14 protein-coding genes are annotated in these 15,576 nt (G+C 35.8%); 3 read left to right on the top strand and 11 right to left on the bottom strand.

The window, feature by feature from the left end; all coding sequences use genetic code 11:
• The first annotated feature begins 281 nt into the window (after positions 1–281).
• Positions 282–1,277 (top strand): RhuM family protein, encoded by a 996-nt coding sequence (rhuM, locus tag LB465_RS09295; protein ID WP_224469578.1) that lies wholly within the window; start codon positions 282–284, stop codon positions 1,275–1,277.
• A 559-nt stretch (positions 1,278–1,836) separates the two neighbouring features.
• Here the strand turns inward: rhuM and LB465_RS09290 are convergent.
• The 8 genes from LB465_RS09290 to LB465_RS09255 all read right to left on the bottom strand — a co-directional run bounded on the left by LB465_RS09290 (position 1,837) and on the right by LB465_RS09255 (position 8,628).
• Positions 1,837–2,295: a DUF6730 family protein gene (locus LB465_RS09290; RefSeq protein ID WP_224469576.1), complete on the bottom strand. Its 459-nt coding sequence runs from the start codon at positions 2,293–2,295 to the stop codon at positions 1,837–1,839.
• An 11-nt stretch (positions 2,296–2,306) separates the two neighbouring features.
• On the bottom strand, positions 2,307–3,179 hold the full coding sequence (locus LB465_RS09285) for a relaxase/mobilization nuclease domain-containing protein (protein WP_224469574.1): 873 nt from the start codon (positions 3,177–3,179) through the stop codon (positions 2,307–2,309).
• Positions 3,176–3,472: a mobilization protein MbpA gene (gene mbpA / locus LB465_RS09280; RefSeq protein WP_224469572.1), complete on the bottom strand. Its 297-nt coding sequence runs from the start codon at positions 3,470–3,472 to the stop codon at positions 3,176–3,178. The genes LB465_RS09285 and mbpA overlap by 4 nt, the downstream gene beginning before the upstream one ends.
• 109 nt (positions 3,473–3,581) lie before the next feature.
• Positions 3,582–4,484, bottom strand: coding sequence for a toprim domain-containing protein (locus LB465_RS09275; RefSeq protein WP_224469569.1), 903 nt, complete (start codon positions 4,482–4,484; stop codon positions 3,582–3,584).
• 274 nt (positions 4,485–4,758) lie between these two features.
• Positions 4,759–5,964, bottom strand: a complete 1,206-nt coding sequence (locus LB465_RS09270; RefSeq protein WP_317198430.1) for a primase-helicase family protein — start codon at positions 5,962–5,964, stop codon at positions 4,759–4,761.
• A 34-nt stretch (positions 5,965–5,998) separates the two neighbouring features.
• On the bottom strand, positions 5,999–6,289 hold the full coding sequence (locus tag LB465_RS09265; protein WP_224469567.1) for a helix-turn-helix transcriptional regulator: 291 nt from the start codon (positions 6,287–6,289) through the stop codon (positions 5,999–6,001).
• 124 nt (positions 6,290–6,413) lie between these two features.
• Positions 6,414–7,088, bottom strand: coding sequence for a hypothetical protein (locus LB465_RS09260; protein WP_224469564.1), 675 nt, complete (start codon positions 7,086–7,088; stop codon positions 6,414–6,416).
• A gap of 208 nt (positions 7,089–7,296) precedes the next feature.
• A complete protein-coding gene (locus tag LB465_RS09255) occupies positions 7,297–8,628 on the bottom strand; it encodes a sugar porter family MFS transporter (protein WP_224469562.1) in 1,332 nt (443 codons plus the stop codon).
• Positions 8,629–9,118: 490 nt separating this feature from the next.
• Here LB465_RS09255 and LB465_RS09250 point away from each other — a divergent pair, with 490 nt between their 5' ends.
• Positions 9,119–10,117 (top strand): family 43 glycosylhydrolase, encoded by a 999-nt coding sequence (locus tag LB465_RS09250; protein WP_224469559.1) that lies wholly within the window; start codon positions 9,119–9,121, stop codon positions 10,115–10,117.
• A 72-nt stretch (positions 10,118–10,189) separates the two neighbouring features.
• Positions 10,190–11,251 (top strand): phosphatidylinositol-specific phospholipase C1-like protein, encoded by a 1,062-nt coding sequence (locus LB465_RS09245; RefSeq protein WP_224469557.1) that lies wholly within the window; start codon positions 10,190–10,192, stop codon positions 11,249–11,251.
• Positions 11,252–11,479: 228 nt separating this feature from the next.
• On the opposite strand, the gene LB465_RS09240 is transcribed toward LB465_RS09245, so the two are convergent.
• The 3 genes from LB465_RS09240 to LB465_RS09230 form a co-directional block, all read right to left on the bottom strand.
• Positions 11,480–13,060 (bottom strand): solute:sodium symporter family transporter, encoded by a 1,581-nt coding sequence (locus tag LB465_RS09240; RefSeq protein ID WP_224469554.1) that lies wholly within the window; start codon positions 13,058–13,060, stop codon positions 11,480–11,482.
• A 119-nt stretch (positions 13,061–13,179) separates the two neighbouring features.
• Positions 13,180–14,058 (bottom strand): inositol oxygenase, encoded by an 879-nt coding sequence (locus LB465_RS09235; RefSeq protein ID WP_224469551.1) that lies wholly within the window; start codon positions 14,056–14,058, stop codon positions 13,180–13,182.
• 171 nt (positions 14,059–14,229) lie between these two features.
• Positions 14,230–15,525, bottom strand: a complete 1,296-nt coding sequence (locus LB465_RS09230) for a hypothetical protein (RefSeq protein WP_394370927.1) — start codon at positions 15,523–15,525, stop codon at positions 14,230–14,232.
• Positions 15,526–15,576 lie beyond the last annotated feature (51 nt).

Raw genomic sequence — 15,576 nt, 5'->3', positions numbered from 1 at the left:
CAACGGCGTGGGCTCCTATTTTTTGATAGTAGTCCAGATTTTTTATTTCAGTAATTGCATGAAGGTAATCGTTAAACTGAATTCAATGTTATTATAAAAATGGTCTACTTATGGGAAAACCTGGAAAGGAAATTAAACATTCCTGCATAGCAAATGGGTGGTATTATATGAAGAAAATTTTGCCTCGAGCTGTTACTATCTCTTAAATAAGCTTATAATTAAAATGTTTATATTCATTTCGAAATCAAAAAGATACAAATAATTTATATTCTGAAAGGATTATGGAATCGCAGCAGGATCAAATACTAATTTATAAAACAGAGGCCGGGCAAACTCAAATTGATGTTAGGCTTGAAGAAGAAACGGTTTGGCTTACACAAGCTCAAATGATCGTATTATTTGAATCCAGTAAGGCTAATATTAGTGAACACATTAAGCACATATTCTCATCTGGTGAGTTAGATGATAATTCAACTGTTCGGAAATTCCGAACGGTTCAACGGGAAGGAAAGAGAGAAGTAGCCAGAGATAGAATGCACTATAATTTAGATGTAGTAATATCTGTGGGTTATCGGGTTAACTCTAAACGCGGTATTCTATTTAGACAATGGGCTAATAAAGTTCTAAAGGAATTCTTACTACAGGGATATTCCATCAATGAAAAAATACTTCGAGAAAAAACCCGGCAGCTCGAAGAACTAAAAAACGTAGTTCGCTTGCAGGAAAAAGTTATTTCTGAACACGAGCTTAATACTGATGAATCTGCAGGTTTAATAAAAATTATTGCACAGTATTCTCGCGCCCTGGATTTATTAGATGATTATGACCACCAGCGGCTGGAGGTACCTGAGGAAGGAAGTCGAGAAGTATTTCAAATCACCTACAGCGAAGCTCGAAAAGCAATAGATGAATTAGGAAGGCAAACAAAATTCGAAGGACTTTTTGGCCGGGAGAAGGACGATTCATTTAAGGGTTCTTTAGAAAATATATATCAAACTTTTGGAGGGGAAGACCTCTATCCCACAACCGAAGAAAAAGCAGCTCACTTACTATATTTTGTGGTCAAGAATCATTCATTTTCCGATGGGAACAAACGGATTGCTGCATTTTTATTTGTCTGGTTTCTGGACCGAAACCAGATACTTTATACCCAAACCGGGAATAAAGTAATCCCGGACAATGCCCTGGTAGCATTGACCTTATTAATTGCTGAAAGCCACCCAGGCGATAAAGAAATGATGATCAAGGTAATTGTCAATCTTATATCTCGCCACTGAAGAAAATGAGAAAGAATTCCGGTGGTATTAATGTCACAGGATTAGCACCGATCATCAGCATTTAGCCTTTCCCAAGTGGAGCATTTACTTATGCTAAAACAGGAAAATATAAAGTAAGGTTTACTCCAATGAATATTGATGGAGAAACGTCTAACACTACTAAATGGTTCACCTACGAAAGCCCATTTGTAGGGGAAGAGAATCCCTGGGGATTTTAAATTGAAGTATAGTTCTCTTTAATGTTGGTTAAACCTAATCCTGCCCCATATCTGCCATAACTTTGCGCAGGATCCTATGCTGTTTTTATAGTGTACGGGAAGTTAAGCGTAAAGTAAAAACAGCATAGGGCGCTACCTACTTATATTTACAAAACCAGTAAATTTCAACCTGTTATCAGAGCCTTTGAGCCCATTTCCTGAAATATCCACTCATTATCCACTGATCTAAAAAAATTGTTTTAATTTTTCACTAAAATTTTGCCGCAAATTTCAACGGTTTTACTGGGAGTTTCAGGCCATTTGACGCAAATTTACTGGTTTTTCATGCAAAGCATTTGTCATTACAAATCCTGGTATCCAGCCTCTATCCACTCACAGTATGCCTGGTGGATTTCGGGATTTGCTGCAAAATAATCTTCATAAGACTTATTCTGTGATTCCATAATTGTCCTGTAAACCTCAAAGTTTTCCTGCTGTTTATTATTGTTGGAATATCCAAAGTACCCCACCAAGCCCAGGGCCAGAATTCCGAGTATTCCAAAAAGGATCAATAGATAATTGGGTATGATCCTGGCGTGTTTTAACTTCCGGTCTATTTCCTTTAGAATCTCATCTGTTCTTTCTTTTTCCGCTTTCTGCTTATGTAAGAATATGCTTAGGTTCTTTTCCAAAGCTTCCGTGCTGATAGGAATGCTCATCATAACCAATTGTTCCGAAAGTTTTTGAAGTTCCAGCACTGCCGTTTTAAAATCCTTCATTTCATCGGCCATTAGTTCCATAATTTCGTCTAGTTTTTTCATCACTTAAAATTTTAATATCCCATACCTATTCCGGTATCTCTTATTATTTTTATTGTTCCTTTTATTAACTCTTTAGCTATTTTGGTTGAAAGATTGCTGCTTAGTTGCACTGTCTTATCCAATACCTGTAAGGTTTTTGGTACTTCTTTTAGCCTGGTAAAACTCCTGTTTTGTGAGATCTGGGGAATTAGCCTATTCCCGCTCATCGACCGGTCCACTTCACTGGCTTTAAGGTTTACTCCTTTATATTCCACCCGGAAGCCCTGCAGTTGATTCGCTTTATTGATTGTTGGGATCACTTCCACCTTCTGTGCTTTCATTTTGTTTATATATTCATCCAGGGATTTTGGCCTCGATTGCAGTACGCGGTCATGAATATTTTTGATTTCCTGTCGCAGACCCTTTAACTCATTAAGCCTTTCCTGCTGTACTTCCCGAACCCTTTTAAACCCTAATTCCCTGGCCACATTATCAGCCGCTATTTGGCTTCGTTTTCCGATAAAGCTGTCATTATAGACTTTACTGTCAAAGCCAATTCTGTTGGTATAGATATGAACGTGGGTATGTGCTTTATCCCGATGTACAAAACCAATGGATTGATTGTTTTGCAGATTCATCTCCTTCAAAAACCTTTTAGCGAGATCTTCCAAGTCTTTTTTGCTTAGATCCTTCCCGTCTTCAATGGTGGGGCTTACGATAAAGCTTAATGTGTTATTAATGCAGCGTTCATTTTGCGACTGGATAATCCTAAACTCTTCGGCTATCTCCGCGGGGGTTTCTCCGGCCACGTGTTCTCTGAGCACGACTTCAGCTTCTTTCTCCTGGTTCCAGCCATAGGATATCGATACCCTGGTGCCGGAAATGGCGTGTCCTTTGCCTATCATTTTTTAAAGTTTTTTAAGTGCGTTCTGATCTCCCTTGCAAGATCTTCCACTTCCTTAGCCAGCTTTGGATCCCGTTTTCTAAACATATTGCCGATGCGGGTAAAGTTGTTTTTGTACTGTACCAACATCTGGTAAGTTTCCACTTGTTCTGGGGTAATTCGTTCTACAATATTTTTATCAAAGGCGGTAGCTCGTATGTATTCTGAAAGGGAAATTCCTGCCCTGGCTGCTCTTCTTTGAAGCAGCTTCTTCTCGTAGATCGAGCATCGAACCTGGATGTATTCCCTTTTCATTTTTTCTTTTTAAAACCTTTGCAACCACCGGGCGCAAAGCAAGATTGTCATTACAATGACACATCTTGCTTTTCCCTTTCAACTGAAATTTCCGATAGGCATTTATTATTTACCCACTTATCTTTCTTTTTAAATTTTCTCCTTTTTTCCAACTTCCTTCATTGATCAATTTTTCATTGAGATCTACATATCCGGAGTAGAAATCACTGCAATCAATCGTATTATCGAACTGGTTTAAAAGCGAAGCAGTTGCTTTTTTACCAGCGGGATCATTATCCAGGTACAGTAAAACCCGTTCATATTTTGGAATTAAAGTTTCGATCCGCTTTATAAAAGCCAGGGAATTTAAAATGATACAATCTGAGCTTTGTACTAAGCCTTCATCTATGGTAGCCAGTGATAGAAAATCAAACATCCCTTCCGTGATGAGTAGCTGTTTGGAATCATTTTCAAACAGGGAAAAAGTTTTAGGACTGCTGGAGTTTTTGAAATATTTATTTCGAAGTTCCCAGCCTTCTAGATGATTTTGAACTCCAATGGCAAAATACCGTTTCCCTTTACAGTGATACCAAATCTGTTTGCAGTAATTATTGCCAACCTCCAGAGGTATATTACGGGATTTTAGATAATCAATTAATCCCTGCAGGTAGATAGCTTCAACATCCAGGATTCGAATTTCTGTTCGTCTCAACCGATCTTCAGTTTTTGGCGGTCTGAAGGAGAGTTTAGTCATATCATTAATTAAGTATTCCAACGCTTCTTTTACGGTGCAGGATTTCATTTCCATAATAAGGTCAATGATGGAACCACCTTTTCCTATTCCGAAGTCATACCACAGGTTTTTATGTAAAGAGACGCTAAACGAGGCTTGCGTTTCTGACCGCAGGGGACTCAGAAACCAAGCTTCTTTTTCCGTTTTCCTGCTGGGAAAGTGCCCTAATTTTGCAAGCGTTTTTACGATGCAAATATTACGGGCTTTTTCCCAGCTTTTTGATGTTTCTATGTTTTCCATTTTTTTGCTGTTTTCGTTTCAAATTCCATCAAATCCATTCAAATTTCAGCATCGATTTATTTTTGATGACAAAGTGATGACAAAACGATGCGGGGCAAAACCATTGCTATCACTGGGCTATTTTACTATCTGTCATCATTCATCAAAAAAAGAATAAATAATAAAAGTATATTCCTAGAGGGTTTGTTTACTGTTATCACTAAATTCCGGGCTAATCACTCCTAAAGCCTCTGAATTAGCAGCTTTTCAGTGTCATCAATTACGCATCAAATCATCACTTTATATCTTCCCTGAAATGCTGTAATAAGAATGATTTTTTAACCGTGTAATAGCGTCCCTTACCATCGATAAGTCCGAGGCCACCCTCCTGCCACATATATAGCTTTCGATATTTTAGGGAATTATCCTGGTTATTTAATTTCCAGTCCTTCTTTAATATCTGCCGCAATTGGGTTAAATCGGTTTTAACACGGGTTCGATTTAAAACCTGCAATGCATCCAAAGGACAAACATCAACTTCCTCCAAATCAAAAGTTTCCATTGCGTCAAGGATCATACTTGCTAATTCTTTTTCCACCCGGTTCCGATTATTTTGCATCAGGTTCTCCAGTGCATCAGTTCTTATCTGCTCTGGAGCAAACCACATCCTGGTTTTATGAGTTGTAGCTAATTCCCGCTGCTGCAGGTAATATAAAAAAGCGGGGATTTCTGCCTTCAGGTGGTCTAAAAAATGAGTTTCCTCCTTTTGTAGGGATGGAACTTTCAAAACCCAAAAGCGGGTTTCTTCGCTATCGATCTTAATGAAATTATCTTCATTATTACTACAGAGGATAAACTTTCCGAAAAACTCAACTTCCCGCTTGTCTTTACCTTTAGCCTCCAGTTTATTAAAGTCGGTAGTACTGAGGTATTTAATTCGTTCGGTGAGTTCCTCCCTATTAAATAAAACCTCGTCAATACAGATAAGGAGTTTATGCGTCCAATCAGTATTAAACTGACTACTGAAACTATCATTGGTTAAATAAGTGAGGTTATTTTCAAAAATAGCTTTGAGCCATTTTAGAAAAGTAGTTTTTCCGGTAACTCGTTCTTTAGAAACCAGGCATAGTATAGGTAACATCTGAATGGGCTTTGTATATAAGAGTTGCAGGTAATCAAGGCCTAATTCGAATTGGTTGCCAAAAATGTGTTTGATGAACTGCAGTGAAAAATCCACTTTACCGCTATTGGGCAAAGTGGACAAGGGAGCGTAAGTATTATAAAACCCGTAATGCACCTGTTTAAAATCCAGGTGGCTCGGAATACAGGTAAAGCCTTCATGTTTTTTAATACTTCCAACAAAACCTTTACCGTGGTCCTGTCGTAAGGTCTCGATATTCCAGGGAATCAAAACTTCGTTGAAGTTCCCGGCAATTGTGGGCATTACTACTATTTTATAGTAACTCGTACCCACACGGATATAGGATGAATTTTTCATCATAATGTTTTTTTAAGGTTGAGTAAATAGCAAGTGATTACTTGCGGTTCTTCAATAGGTTCTTGTTGAACTGATCCTCCAGGAAGGCATCGGATAGGTCCGGTTCTCCCAGGAGCCAGGCATCGATTTTTTCCTTATCAAAAAACTTCTGACGGATGTTCGGGTTGTTCCCCATTGGGATAAGCTTTAAATGGGTAAGCTTATAGATCTTACTTTTGGAGAGACCCGTATATTGTGCCAGGTCTTCCACGTTCATTACTTTCTTGGTGTGGGACAGAAGTACTTTAATATCCTCCAATAAACCCACTACTTGTTCCTGCTCATTCATAACTATATGGTTAAAATTAGAAATGAGTAAAAGGCCTTTTACGATTTTGTACAGGACAAACTTAGGAAAGCAAATACCTATAAATCAATAGAGTAATTCAAATAAGAAGGGAAATATGCTATAATTATTCTTTAGCAAGCATCTGTCGGATGAATTTTCGCTGGTTTCGGGAATTTATTTTTTCCTGGTCGTTTTTCCAGGCGGAAAAACTGGTCTTCAATGTATTTTCTTTAAGCGGTTCATTGTTCATCAAAAAGGAATTCATCAGCAATTGGAAAAAGTCACGTTTCCGTTCTCCGGAAAAATCCTGGATGCCCCCAACTAACAATTCATCGAATAATACAAAAAGGATACGATGGTTTGCGGAGTCCCCACTTTTATTCCCAACGGTAAAATTGATCTTCTCCTGAACCTTTCGGCCTTTAAGCAATCTAAAGAACTGCTCTTTAGCGTCTTTATCAAGGTTGATGTATTCAAACCTTATCCGGTATTTATCAATGGGTTCCACCTTAAAATTATGCCGATCGGTCTCCAGGTGTTTATCTGATTCATAGAATATGGCCAGCCAAACCAAAACTACCGCCAGTATTATAAGAAGGATTAGAAAATAGACATAACCATCTATTATGGTTTTGACACCAAAAATTAAACTGAAGCTGGTGACGAAAAGAATAAAAAAAGACAGGATAAAAAGAATTAGGTTGGTGACATTTCCCTCTATTTTGTCCTCAATGAAATCATTTATTCCAGATCTTAATCTAGCCAGTGCTTTTCCAGATTCGAGAATAAATTTTTCCATAGATACCAACGCTTCAGGCTATTAAATATAGTTAAAAGCAAAATAAAGTGAAAAGTATTTCAGAAATAGACAAATTAATTTTTCAGATTTTCGATATTTAGCAAAAATGGAAACCACTTAAATGATAAGCAAGCGACACGTCTATAATAATTCTGTTATTTATAAAATTCAGGAGTTTAGTTTTCGGTTATCCCGGAATAATGAAGATTTATTTTTTTAAAAGCATTTCCTCCAACTCTTCCAAAGATTTTCCTTTTGTTTCCGGCATCATTCTGTATACAAATAGCAATTGAAGTACCATCAATGCACTGAAAAAACTGAAAACCATCCAGGGTTCAAAGGTATTAATCAAAACCGAACCAAAAAGCGTAACCAGGGCTGCAAAAACCCAATGAGTACCACTGCCCCACGCTTGTCCATAAGCACGAATCTTATTAGGGAAAATTTCGGAGATAAATACCCAAATAACGGCTCCTTGACCTACGGCGTGCGATGCTATAAATAATAGAATAAAAAATAATTTAAAAATTGCCGTAGCATTTGAATAAAAACCATAAGCAACCATACTTAGGCTAATAATATAGCCTACGGATCCGATATACATCAACTGCTTTCTACCTACCCGGTCAATAAGGAACATTCCCAAAAAAGTAAATACCAAATTCACTAATCCTATAACAATAGAACTGAGTAAAGAAGCAGAGGTAGCAAAACCAGCTTTCTCCAAAATCTCAGGTGCATAGTAAAGGATAAAATTTATTCCTGAAAGTTGATTAAAGAATGCTATCAAAAAAGCTAATAATAGATGTTTGCTATACTTTTTGGAAAATAAACCAGCTACATCATTAGCTTTATTCCTGTTATCTTCAATAGTAATATTTTCTAAAGTTTTTTTGGCTTCTTCCTTTGATGCTGTTTTTTCCAGAATCTTTAGTGCCTCTTGAGGCTTATTTTTATGAGTTACTAACCAGCGTGGACTTTTTGGAATTCCTAACACCAAAAGAGTATACAAAATTGCAGGTATACTTTCAATCCCCAACATCCACCGCCAATCGTTTTCTCCTCCAAATCCCGTTAAAAAGTAATTGGAAATATAAGCAACCAAAATACCAAATACAATATTAAATTGATAGAGAGTCCCCAATTTACCTCTGTTTTTAGCTGAGGAAATCTCTGAAATATAAGCCGGGGCTGCAATAGAAGATATGCCAACCCCCAAACCACCGATAAATCTAAAAAAAGAAAAAAAATAAGGCTCCTGAGCAAGTGCTGATCCAAGTGCAGATATCAGGTAAAGAATTCCTATTCCAATTAAAGTATTCTTTCTTCCAAACTTATTAGTTGGTATTCCAGCTATTAAGGCCCCAACCACTGTCCCCCATAAAGCCATAGACATAATAAATATACCATGAAACCAGTCTGAGGTATTCCAAAGTTCCCTAAGCGGAAGATTTGCCCCGGAAATTACCACTGTATCAAAACCAAAAAGAAAACCTGCCATTGCTACCACAATGGAATAATAAAGTAATTTAATATTCATAAGGAAATTGCCTATTTTTAAGATTCTCCCGGAACCTGTTACATTTTCTATTTAAATATAATGAGCAAAAATTTCAACAAAAATAGTATGAAATCAATCCTAAAGTAATTTTTTTACCTTAAATGACCTCTGTACAATTCTTGGTGTATGAATTTTTATAAAATTGAATTAATAATTTGTCGTGTCAAACAAGATGTAAACTTGAAATCGAAAATAAAATAAAATAAAAATCTTCGCATCATCTAGAAAAACAGATAAATTTAAAAAAAAAGCGAGAGTATTAATGTTTTCAGCCAAAACAACTTTATTTTTTTATTAAATTTGGTATGCTCGGCTAAGGCTTCATTTAATATTTCAGGAATTAAAAGAATCTTCTCGAGACTCACAAAAAATCCATTTTTGAGTGACTCTTAGGAAATATTTTTATTTCTATTAATTTGTCTTTGTGATCATCCCCCATTCGAAATGGAATTGAACAACCATTAATATTATGAAAAGGACACTCTTGATATTTTCTATTCTTCTCGGAGTTTTTTTCCTTCATTCTGGATGTAAGAATACCTCAACTAAAACAGAATCTAAAAAACAACTTAGCTCAAAAAATATTACCAATCCAATTCATGATGGGTATTATGCAGATCCTTCTATAATTAAGGAAGGAGACACCTATTACATTTATGCAACTATAGACCCTTGGGGCGGCGAGGAGTTAGCGGTTTTAGAGACAAAAAATTTTCAAACTTTCAATATTCATAAGCTGAATTGGCCTACCAAAGAGCAATGTACAAGCCCTACTTCAATAGACACAATGGTCTGGGCACCAGGTTTAATTAAAGCTAGGAACGGTAAATATTACATGTATATTTCCGTAGGAAGTGAAATCTGGGTGGGGGTTAGTAAATCTCCGCTAGGTCCATGGGAGAACGCAAAAGCTGACAAGAGTCCTTTAATTAAAAGTACCTTGTTTCCAGATTTTCACATGTTTGATGCCCAGTGTTTTATAGACGATAATGGGGAAGCTTACTTATATTGGGGGTCTGGATTTGATTGGAAAAATGGAAAGTGTTTTGCTGTAAAACTTAATAAAGATATGATAAGTTTCAATGGAGAAATTAAAGATGTTACTCCTGCGAATTATTTTGAAGCTCCTCACATGCTAAAAAGAAAAAACAAATATTATCTTATGTACTCGGATGGTAAAGCTATTGATTCCACCTATAAAATCAGATATTCAGTAGGTGATTCTCCATTTGGGCCATTTGAAGAAGGAGAAACAAGCCCAATAGCTAAAAGCGATTCGAAAAAAGGAGTTTTTGGGCCTGGGCATCATACTGTATTCAAAGAAAACGGGCAGTATTTTATCCTATACCACCAGATATTTCCTCAAAACAAAGATTATGTTTTAAGACAACTAAGAATCGACAGTCTTAATTTCAATGAAAACGCAGGAATCGAAAAAATTAATTTCGATCAGTCGCTTTCGTTGTAAATGATGAGGTATCTTTGAATATTAAAAAATAAAAAAACTATTTTAGTTTTCGGTATCCATAAAAGTTATACCATGAGAATTCCTAAGCTTTTCCTGTTAACATTCTTCCTTATCATATCTCTAAATAATTATGGTCAAGAAGATAGTCTACCCATAAATAAAATACAAGTTATAGGCTCTCATAACAGTTATAAACAAGCTATAGACGCCCATTTATTTAAAAATTTACTGGAAAAAGATTCAACGGCACTGTTGGCACTGGAATATGAGCATATTAGTATTCCAGATCAATTAGTTCTTGGGTTAAGGAACCTTGAAATTGATATTTATGCAGATACATTAGGAAATAAATATGCATCACCATTGGGTTCATCCTCGAAATCCCGTGGGACCTATGATCCAGATGGATTGATGTCTCATCCGGGTTTTAAAGTTCTGCACATTCCAGATATTGATTTTAGAAGTTCTTGCCTTACCTTTCAAGGTTGTTTACAGCAGCTTAAAAACTGGTCTGATGATGACCCTGGACATACTCCCGTCTTTATCACTTTGGAGGCTAAGGATAAGGAATTATTAAAGCTAAATATCGTTCCAGAGAAATTCACCTATGCACTTTTTCAAAAATTAGATAGCGTCATCAAAAGGGAATTAGGAGTCAAGAAAATAATTACTCCAGATTTAGTAAGGGGCAATTATGAGACCCTCGAAAAAGCAATTCTAGATGGTAATTGGCCGACCCTAAAGGATGCTATGGGAAAATTTCTTTTTATTCTGGATGATACTAAGGACAAGAGAGAACTTTACATTAAAGACACTCCTTCCCTAAAGGGTAGGGTATTATTTGTAAATGCCAACCCCGGCACTCCTGAAGCTGCCACTCTAATTAGAAATGATCCTTTTGACCCAGAAATACCAAAACTGGTAAGGAGAGGGTACATTATTCGAACTCGTGCAGACTCAAATACCAATGAAGCACGTGCCAATGACTATGATCGTTTTAAAGCGGCCTGTAATTCCGGAGCACAAATAATTACTACCGATTATTATCAAAAAAGCTCTTTTTTCATTTCGTCTTATCGGGTTTCATTTGAAAATAATCTTTATGTTCGGCCGAACCCACTTTTCTCAGAGTAGCAATTATTAAATTATTACTCTTTTTCAAAATAAAAAATTATGTTATTCAGGAACCATATTTTCCAGTTCTAAAATAGAAATAGTTGGTGATTTTGATTAAGCAATATGGGGTTTAACTAAATTCACTAATCAAGGTGATTAAAAAACAGAAATACCTGCACTTCATGAAGGCTTGTTAGAGAAATTCTATATGAACGTATATCCCTCAATCGTCATTAAATTCTTTAATTATCTTCCTAATAGATAATAGACTAAAATTGTAACTGCACATAGAACGAATGAAAGTGGTTTTGCGTATTTCCATGGGGTCATATCCATATATACACGAGGTGAAGAATTTTGTCTTTCATCCTTCTTTCTGGGATATTTTAAAGATACTAAATACATAACCACTAAATTTAAAATAAATTCTATTCCCCAAATATGAATAAAGTGGATTTCAATTTCAAGGAAGAAAGTTGTAAGCAGATAAAATAATAAACCAGTGACTAAGCCCACCTTTGCTCCAGTTGCTGAAATTTTTGGTATAAACAACCCAGCAAGTAATATGGAGGCAATGGGAATAAAAAATATACCATTAAGTTGTTGCATCAATTGATATAAGCCCTCGGGTGCATCTCCTACCATAGGTGCAATTAGAATGGAGGATATTGCCAGAATTATTGAACTAATCTTTCCTATATAAACCAATTTTGTATCTGATGCATTTTTATTGATAAGCTTTTTATATATGTCTAAACTAAAAATGGTTGCAGAAGAATTTAATACACTATTAAATGTGCTCAATATTGCTCCAAGAACCACTGCAGCAAAAAAGCCAACCAAACTCCTCGGAAAAACTTTTTTCACTAATTCCGGATAGATAAAATCTTGTTGATCATAAAATTTATTTCCAAAATAGTAAAATGCAATAATTCCCGGTAGAACAATAATTAAAGGTACCAGGATCTTTAAAACTCCGGCATACAATAGGCCTTTTTGTGCCTCTGCCATATTTTTTGCACCAAATACACGTTGAATAATTGTCTGGTTCATTCCCCAAAAGTAAATTTGATTAATCATCAATCCCGTGAAAAGCGTACTAAAAGGCAACACAGAGGTTTCCTCTCCAATAACTGCAAATTTATTCGGAATTGCCTCATAAACTTCAGAAAGACCTCCCAGTATGTTTCCCGAACCGATCTCCCATAGCGCAAAAAGCGGCACCATTAATCCCGCTACAATTAGTCCAACCGCATTAATGGAATCTGAAAAAGCTACAGCCTTTAAACCGCCCAAAATGGCATATAAAGATCCGAGGACTCCGATTCCAAGAACCGTTATCCAGATACCCTCTTTTTTGCTAGTGTTCAAAACTTCGGAAACGTTAAAAATACTTTCAAGGTTAATCGCTCCAGTATAAAGAACAATAGGTAATAGGGTTACAACAAACGAAACCATAAGGAGGAGGGCTACTACGGTTTTAGTGAAACCATCAAACCTGTTTTCAATATACTCTGGAATGGTTGTCAGTCCCATTCTCAAATAAGTAGGTAGAAAATAAAGCGCTGCAATAACTAAAGCAATAGCCGATGTTACTTCCCACCCTATAATTATCATACCATTTTTATAGGCTGATCCATTCATACCTACAAGATGTTCAGTAGATATATTGGTCATGATCATTGATCCAGCTATAACCAGGCCTGTTAAGCTTCTTCCTCCCAGGAAATAACCATCTTTAGTACTTATATTATCCTTACGTAATTTGTACCATGAAAAGAATGCTACAAAAACAGTGAAACCTATAAAAGTAAAAAGAATTAGCACCTTGGAAGAAAACTATAGAATGGAACGAAATATAATATAATTTTTTTCAAATTAAATAAATTTGGGTTTTTATAAAAACGTGAATATAAAGTAAGTCTACTCCTTTTTCTGAAAAATATTCAAAATTTTAAAGTAGCAGGCAGGTATTTAGCAACCAGATCTTCGTAGTAAGGGCGAAGTGCTTTTGCATCTGGTGGTACCGGTACTTTAGAATAGAGATCGTAGGGGTTAAATTTATCAACCCATTTAAACATTTCACGGTCATGGTCGTTTAATAAATGATCATATGCATTATCTCTATGTTGAGGATAAAAGGAGTGATACCTAATCATGTAGAGAGCGGGTTCAGGAAGATAATCCTTCATCATGTGGTAAAGATACTCATCATGACCCCAGGACATCTTTACATTATCAAGTCCACAATTGGGTTCATACACACCGTATTTACTGTTGAATCGTTCATCTTTGGAGTCGGGATTAGCTTCAAAAAATTCGGGATAAACTATTTTTTCCGAATGTCTACAGCCCACAGGAAAAGTATCGCCTACTACAGCCCATTGCGGTTCGCCAAATAAACACAACACCTTACCTAAATCATGCATAAAACCGGTTAGAATAAACCAATCGGGGTGTCCGTCTGCTCTAATGGCTTCAGAGGTCTGTAATAGATGTTGAAGCTGATCCAGATGGGTGTCAGGATCTGAATCATCAACTAAGGTATTCAAAAAGTCTATTGCATCCCAAAAAGACATTTCCCTTTTATCAAACTTCAAAAATTCTTTCTCTTTGCTTTCTACAAAATCATAGGTCTGGTAAGTGTGGTTGAGCCGGTAGAATTCTTTCACCGTACTTACTCTCTCGGAATCTTCATAGTTTCGGTATTCTTCTTTCTTTTTGGTAGCTGATTTTGGATTTGGATAACGGGCGATTAAATCATCTTCCCAATCTTCAATACTTCTCAAGGGCGCAATTTCTTTTTTAGAAAACTCAGACTTCATAATGATATATTTTTAATTAGTAATTAATTTAACAATTCTTCGATGACGAATCGGTAGTTATTTTTAGACTTATCTTTATTGTTTATAAATTTCATATACTACAATTGGGTGTTATAAGGTTATTTTTCAAACACTAAAAACATCGTATTAGAGACTTTCATGATTAAATATCTAATTTTGTGAATTAAAATTTTTAATACTTCCTGTTTCTATATTCACTTCAAAGTGATCTGAAGGTAAGCCTTCTAAAAAAGCTTCAAAAATAGATGCCAATGCCTCAAAATCATCAACAGACTTTTTATTCTTGTTTTGTTTAAATGCTTCAATAATAAGTTTATATTGCATTATCCTTTCCCTTCCTATATCCTGTTTCGCAAGTTCGCCTGCATTTTTTAACCGATAAAAATCATATATATAGTCTAAGCCATTCCATTCGTTCAGATCTTTAAATTCCAAACCTATATGATTAATTTCTTCTTTTGCTTTTTTAGTAGCTTTTTCAAGCTCAGTAGAGGTTTGGGAAAATTTTTTGAGCTCAACAAACTCCTTCAGAGAAATATTTCTCTTTATCAATGCAAACACCAATAAATCTTTGCCAGAAAGTTCAGGAAAAAAAGTTTGAAATTTTATAGGCCAATCTTCTGGTATAAATCTTAATCTAGTAAGCTCCTTCAAATGCCATTTTGTAAAGGTTATATAACTATCAGATAAAAGGATTTCCTTATCCCAAACATTTTCAGTTCCAATCCCCTTCAAAAAATCATGTTCCTGTTTATACAATTCGAAGAACTCATTAAATCCAGGAACTGAATCTAATATTTTCGTTTCCACTTCTACAGCCTTATTTTCCTTAATAGTAAGAATTTTATAGGCCGGTATATAACTTGCCAAAGAAGGTGTTTGAATATTCACAATGGAGTTTCCTTTTTTAGTTGTTCGTTTTCCTGTGTTATTAATATGCATATGCCCTCCAATGTGAAGCCTAACCCCAGCATTTGCAAAGGCTTCAGCAACTTCTTCATTTGGTACCCGGTGCAACTGCATTTTTCCTTCACCAAAAAAACTTTCCATTTTTTGCGAAGCATTATTATTAAAATCCACCATTGGATAGTGACTAAAAGCAATAAGAGTTTTATTTTCCTTTTTGGCCCTTTGAGTTACTCTTCCTACCCACAGCAGGAGATGTTTCTTGTGTGATAAAACATTATTATATCCTATGCTGGATCCGGAGTAATTTTCTGAAGTTTTATTATTTCGATTTCTATTTGCTTTCGGTAAATATACATTTGCATCAATGGCCAATAACCAAACTCCTTCAACAGGTTCTACTAAATAACTTACATCGGGAATTAACGAACTCCCAGACGGCATGGAATAAGTTCTTTCATCTAAAGAAGCAGCTTTTTTTGCTTTTTTATAGCTGTAGGAGTTCAAAGAATATTCGGAAAAGGGAGTTTCCCAATACAAATACTCTCTTTTTGGTGAAAACCCGTAGGCACTTAGGGTTGTAGTTATTCC

The sequence above is a fragment of the Salegentibacter lacus genome, from assembly GCF_020164555.1.
Classification (GTDB): Bacteria; Bacteroidota; Bacteroidia; order Flavobacteriales; family Flavobacteriaceae; genus Salegentibacter; species Salegentibacter lacus.
The sequence above is the reverse complement of the archived record's forward strand: the minus strand, read 5'-3'. Positions and strand labels throughout refer to the sequence as shown.

Bases quoted from the DNA above. Each gene is read 5' to 3' on its own strand.
- rhuM (WP_224469578.1), top strand. From the start codon at position 282: ATGGAATCGCAGCAGGATCAAATACTAATTTATAAAACAGAGGCCGGG.
- LB465_RS09290 (WP_224469576.1), bottom strand. From the start codon at position 2,295: ATGAAAAAACTAGACGAAATTATGGAACTAATGGCCGATGAAATGAAG.
- LB465_RS09285 (WP_224469574.1), bottom strand. From the start codon at position 3,179: ATGATAGGCAAAGGACACGCCATTTCCGGCACCAGGGTATCGATATCC.
- mbpA (WP_224469572.1), bottom strand. From the start codon at position 3,472: ATGAAAAGGGAATACATCCAGGTTCGATGCTCGATCTACGAGAAGAAG.
- LB465_RS09275 (WP_224469569.1), bottom strand. From the start codon at position 4,484: ATGGAAAACATAGAAACATCAAAAAGCTGGGAAAAAGCCCGTAATATT.
- LB465_RS09270 (WP_317198430.1), bottom strand. From the start codon at position 5,964: ATGATGAAAAATTCATCCTATATCCGTGTGGGTACGAGTTACTATAAA.
- LB465_RS09265 (WP_224469567.1), bottom strand. From the start codon at position 6,289: ATGAATGAGCAGGAACAAGTAGTGGGTTTATTGGAGGATATTAAAGTA.
- LB465_RS09260 (WP_224469564.1), bottom strand. From the start codon at position 7,088: ATGGAAAAATTTATTCTCGAATCTGGAAAAGCACTGGCTAGATTAAGA.
- LB465_RS09255 (WP_224469562.1), bottom strand. From the start codon at position 8,628: ATGAATATTAAATTACTTTATTATTCCATTGTGGTAGCAATGGCAGGT.
- LB465_RS09250 (WP_224469559.1), top strand. From the start codon at position 9,119: ATGAAAAGGACACTCTTGATATTTTCTATTCTTCTCGGAGTTTTTTTC.
- LB465_RS09245 (WP_224469557.1), top strand. From the start codon at position 10,190: ATGAGAATTCCTAAGCTTTTCCTGTTAACATTCTTCCTTATCATATCT.
- LB465_RS09235 (WP_224469551.1), bottom strand. From the start codon at position 14,058: ATGAAGTCTGAGTTTTCTAAAAAAGAAATTGCGCCCTTGAGAAGTATT.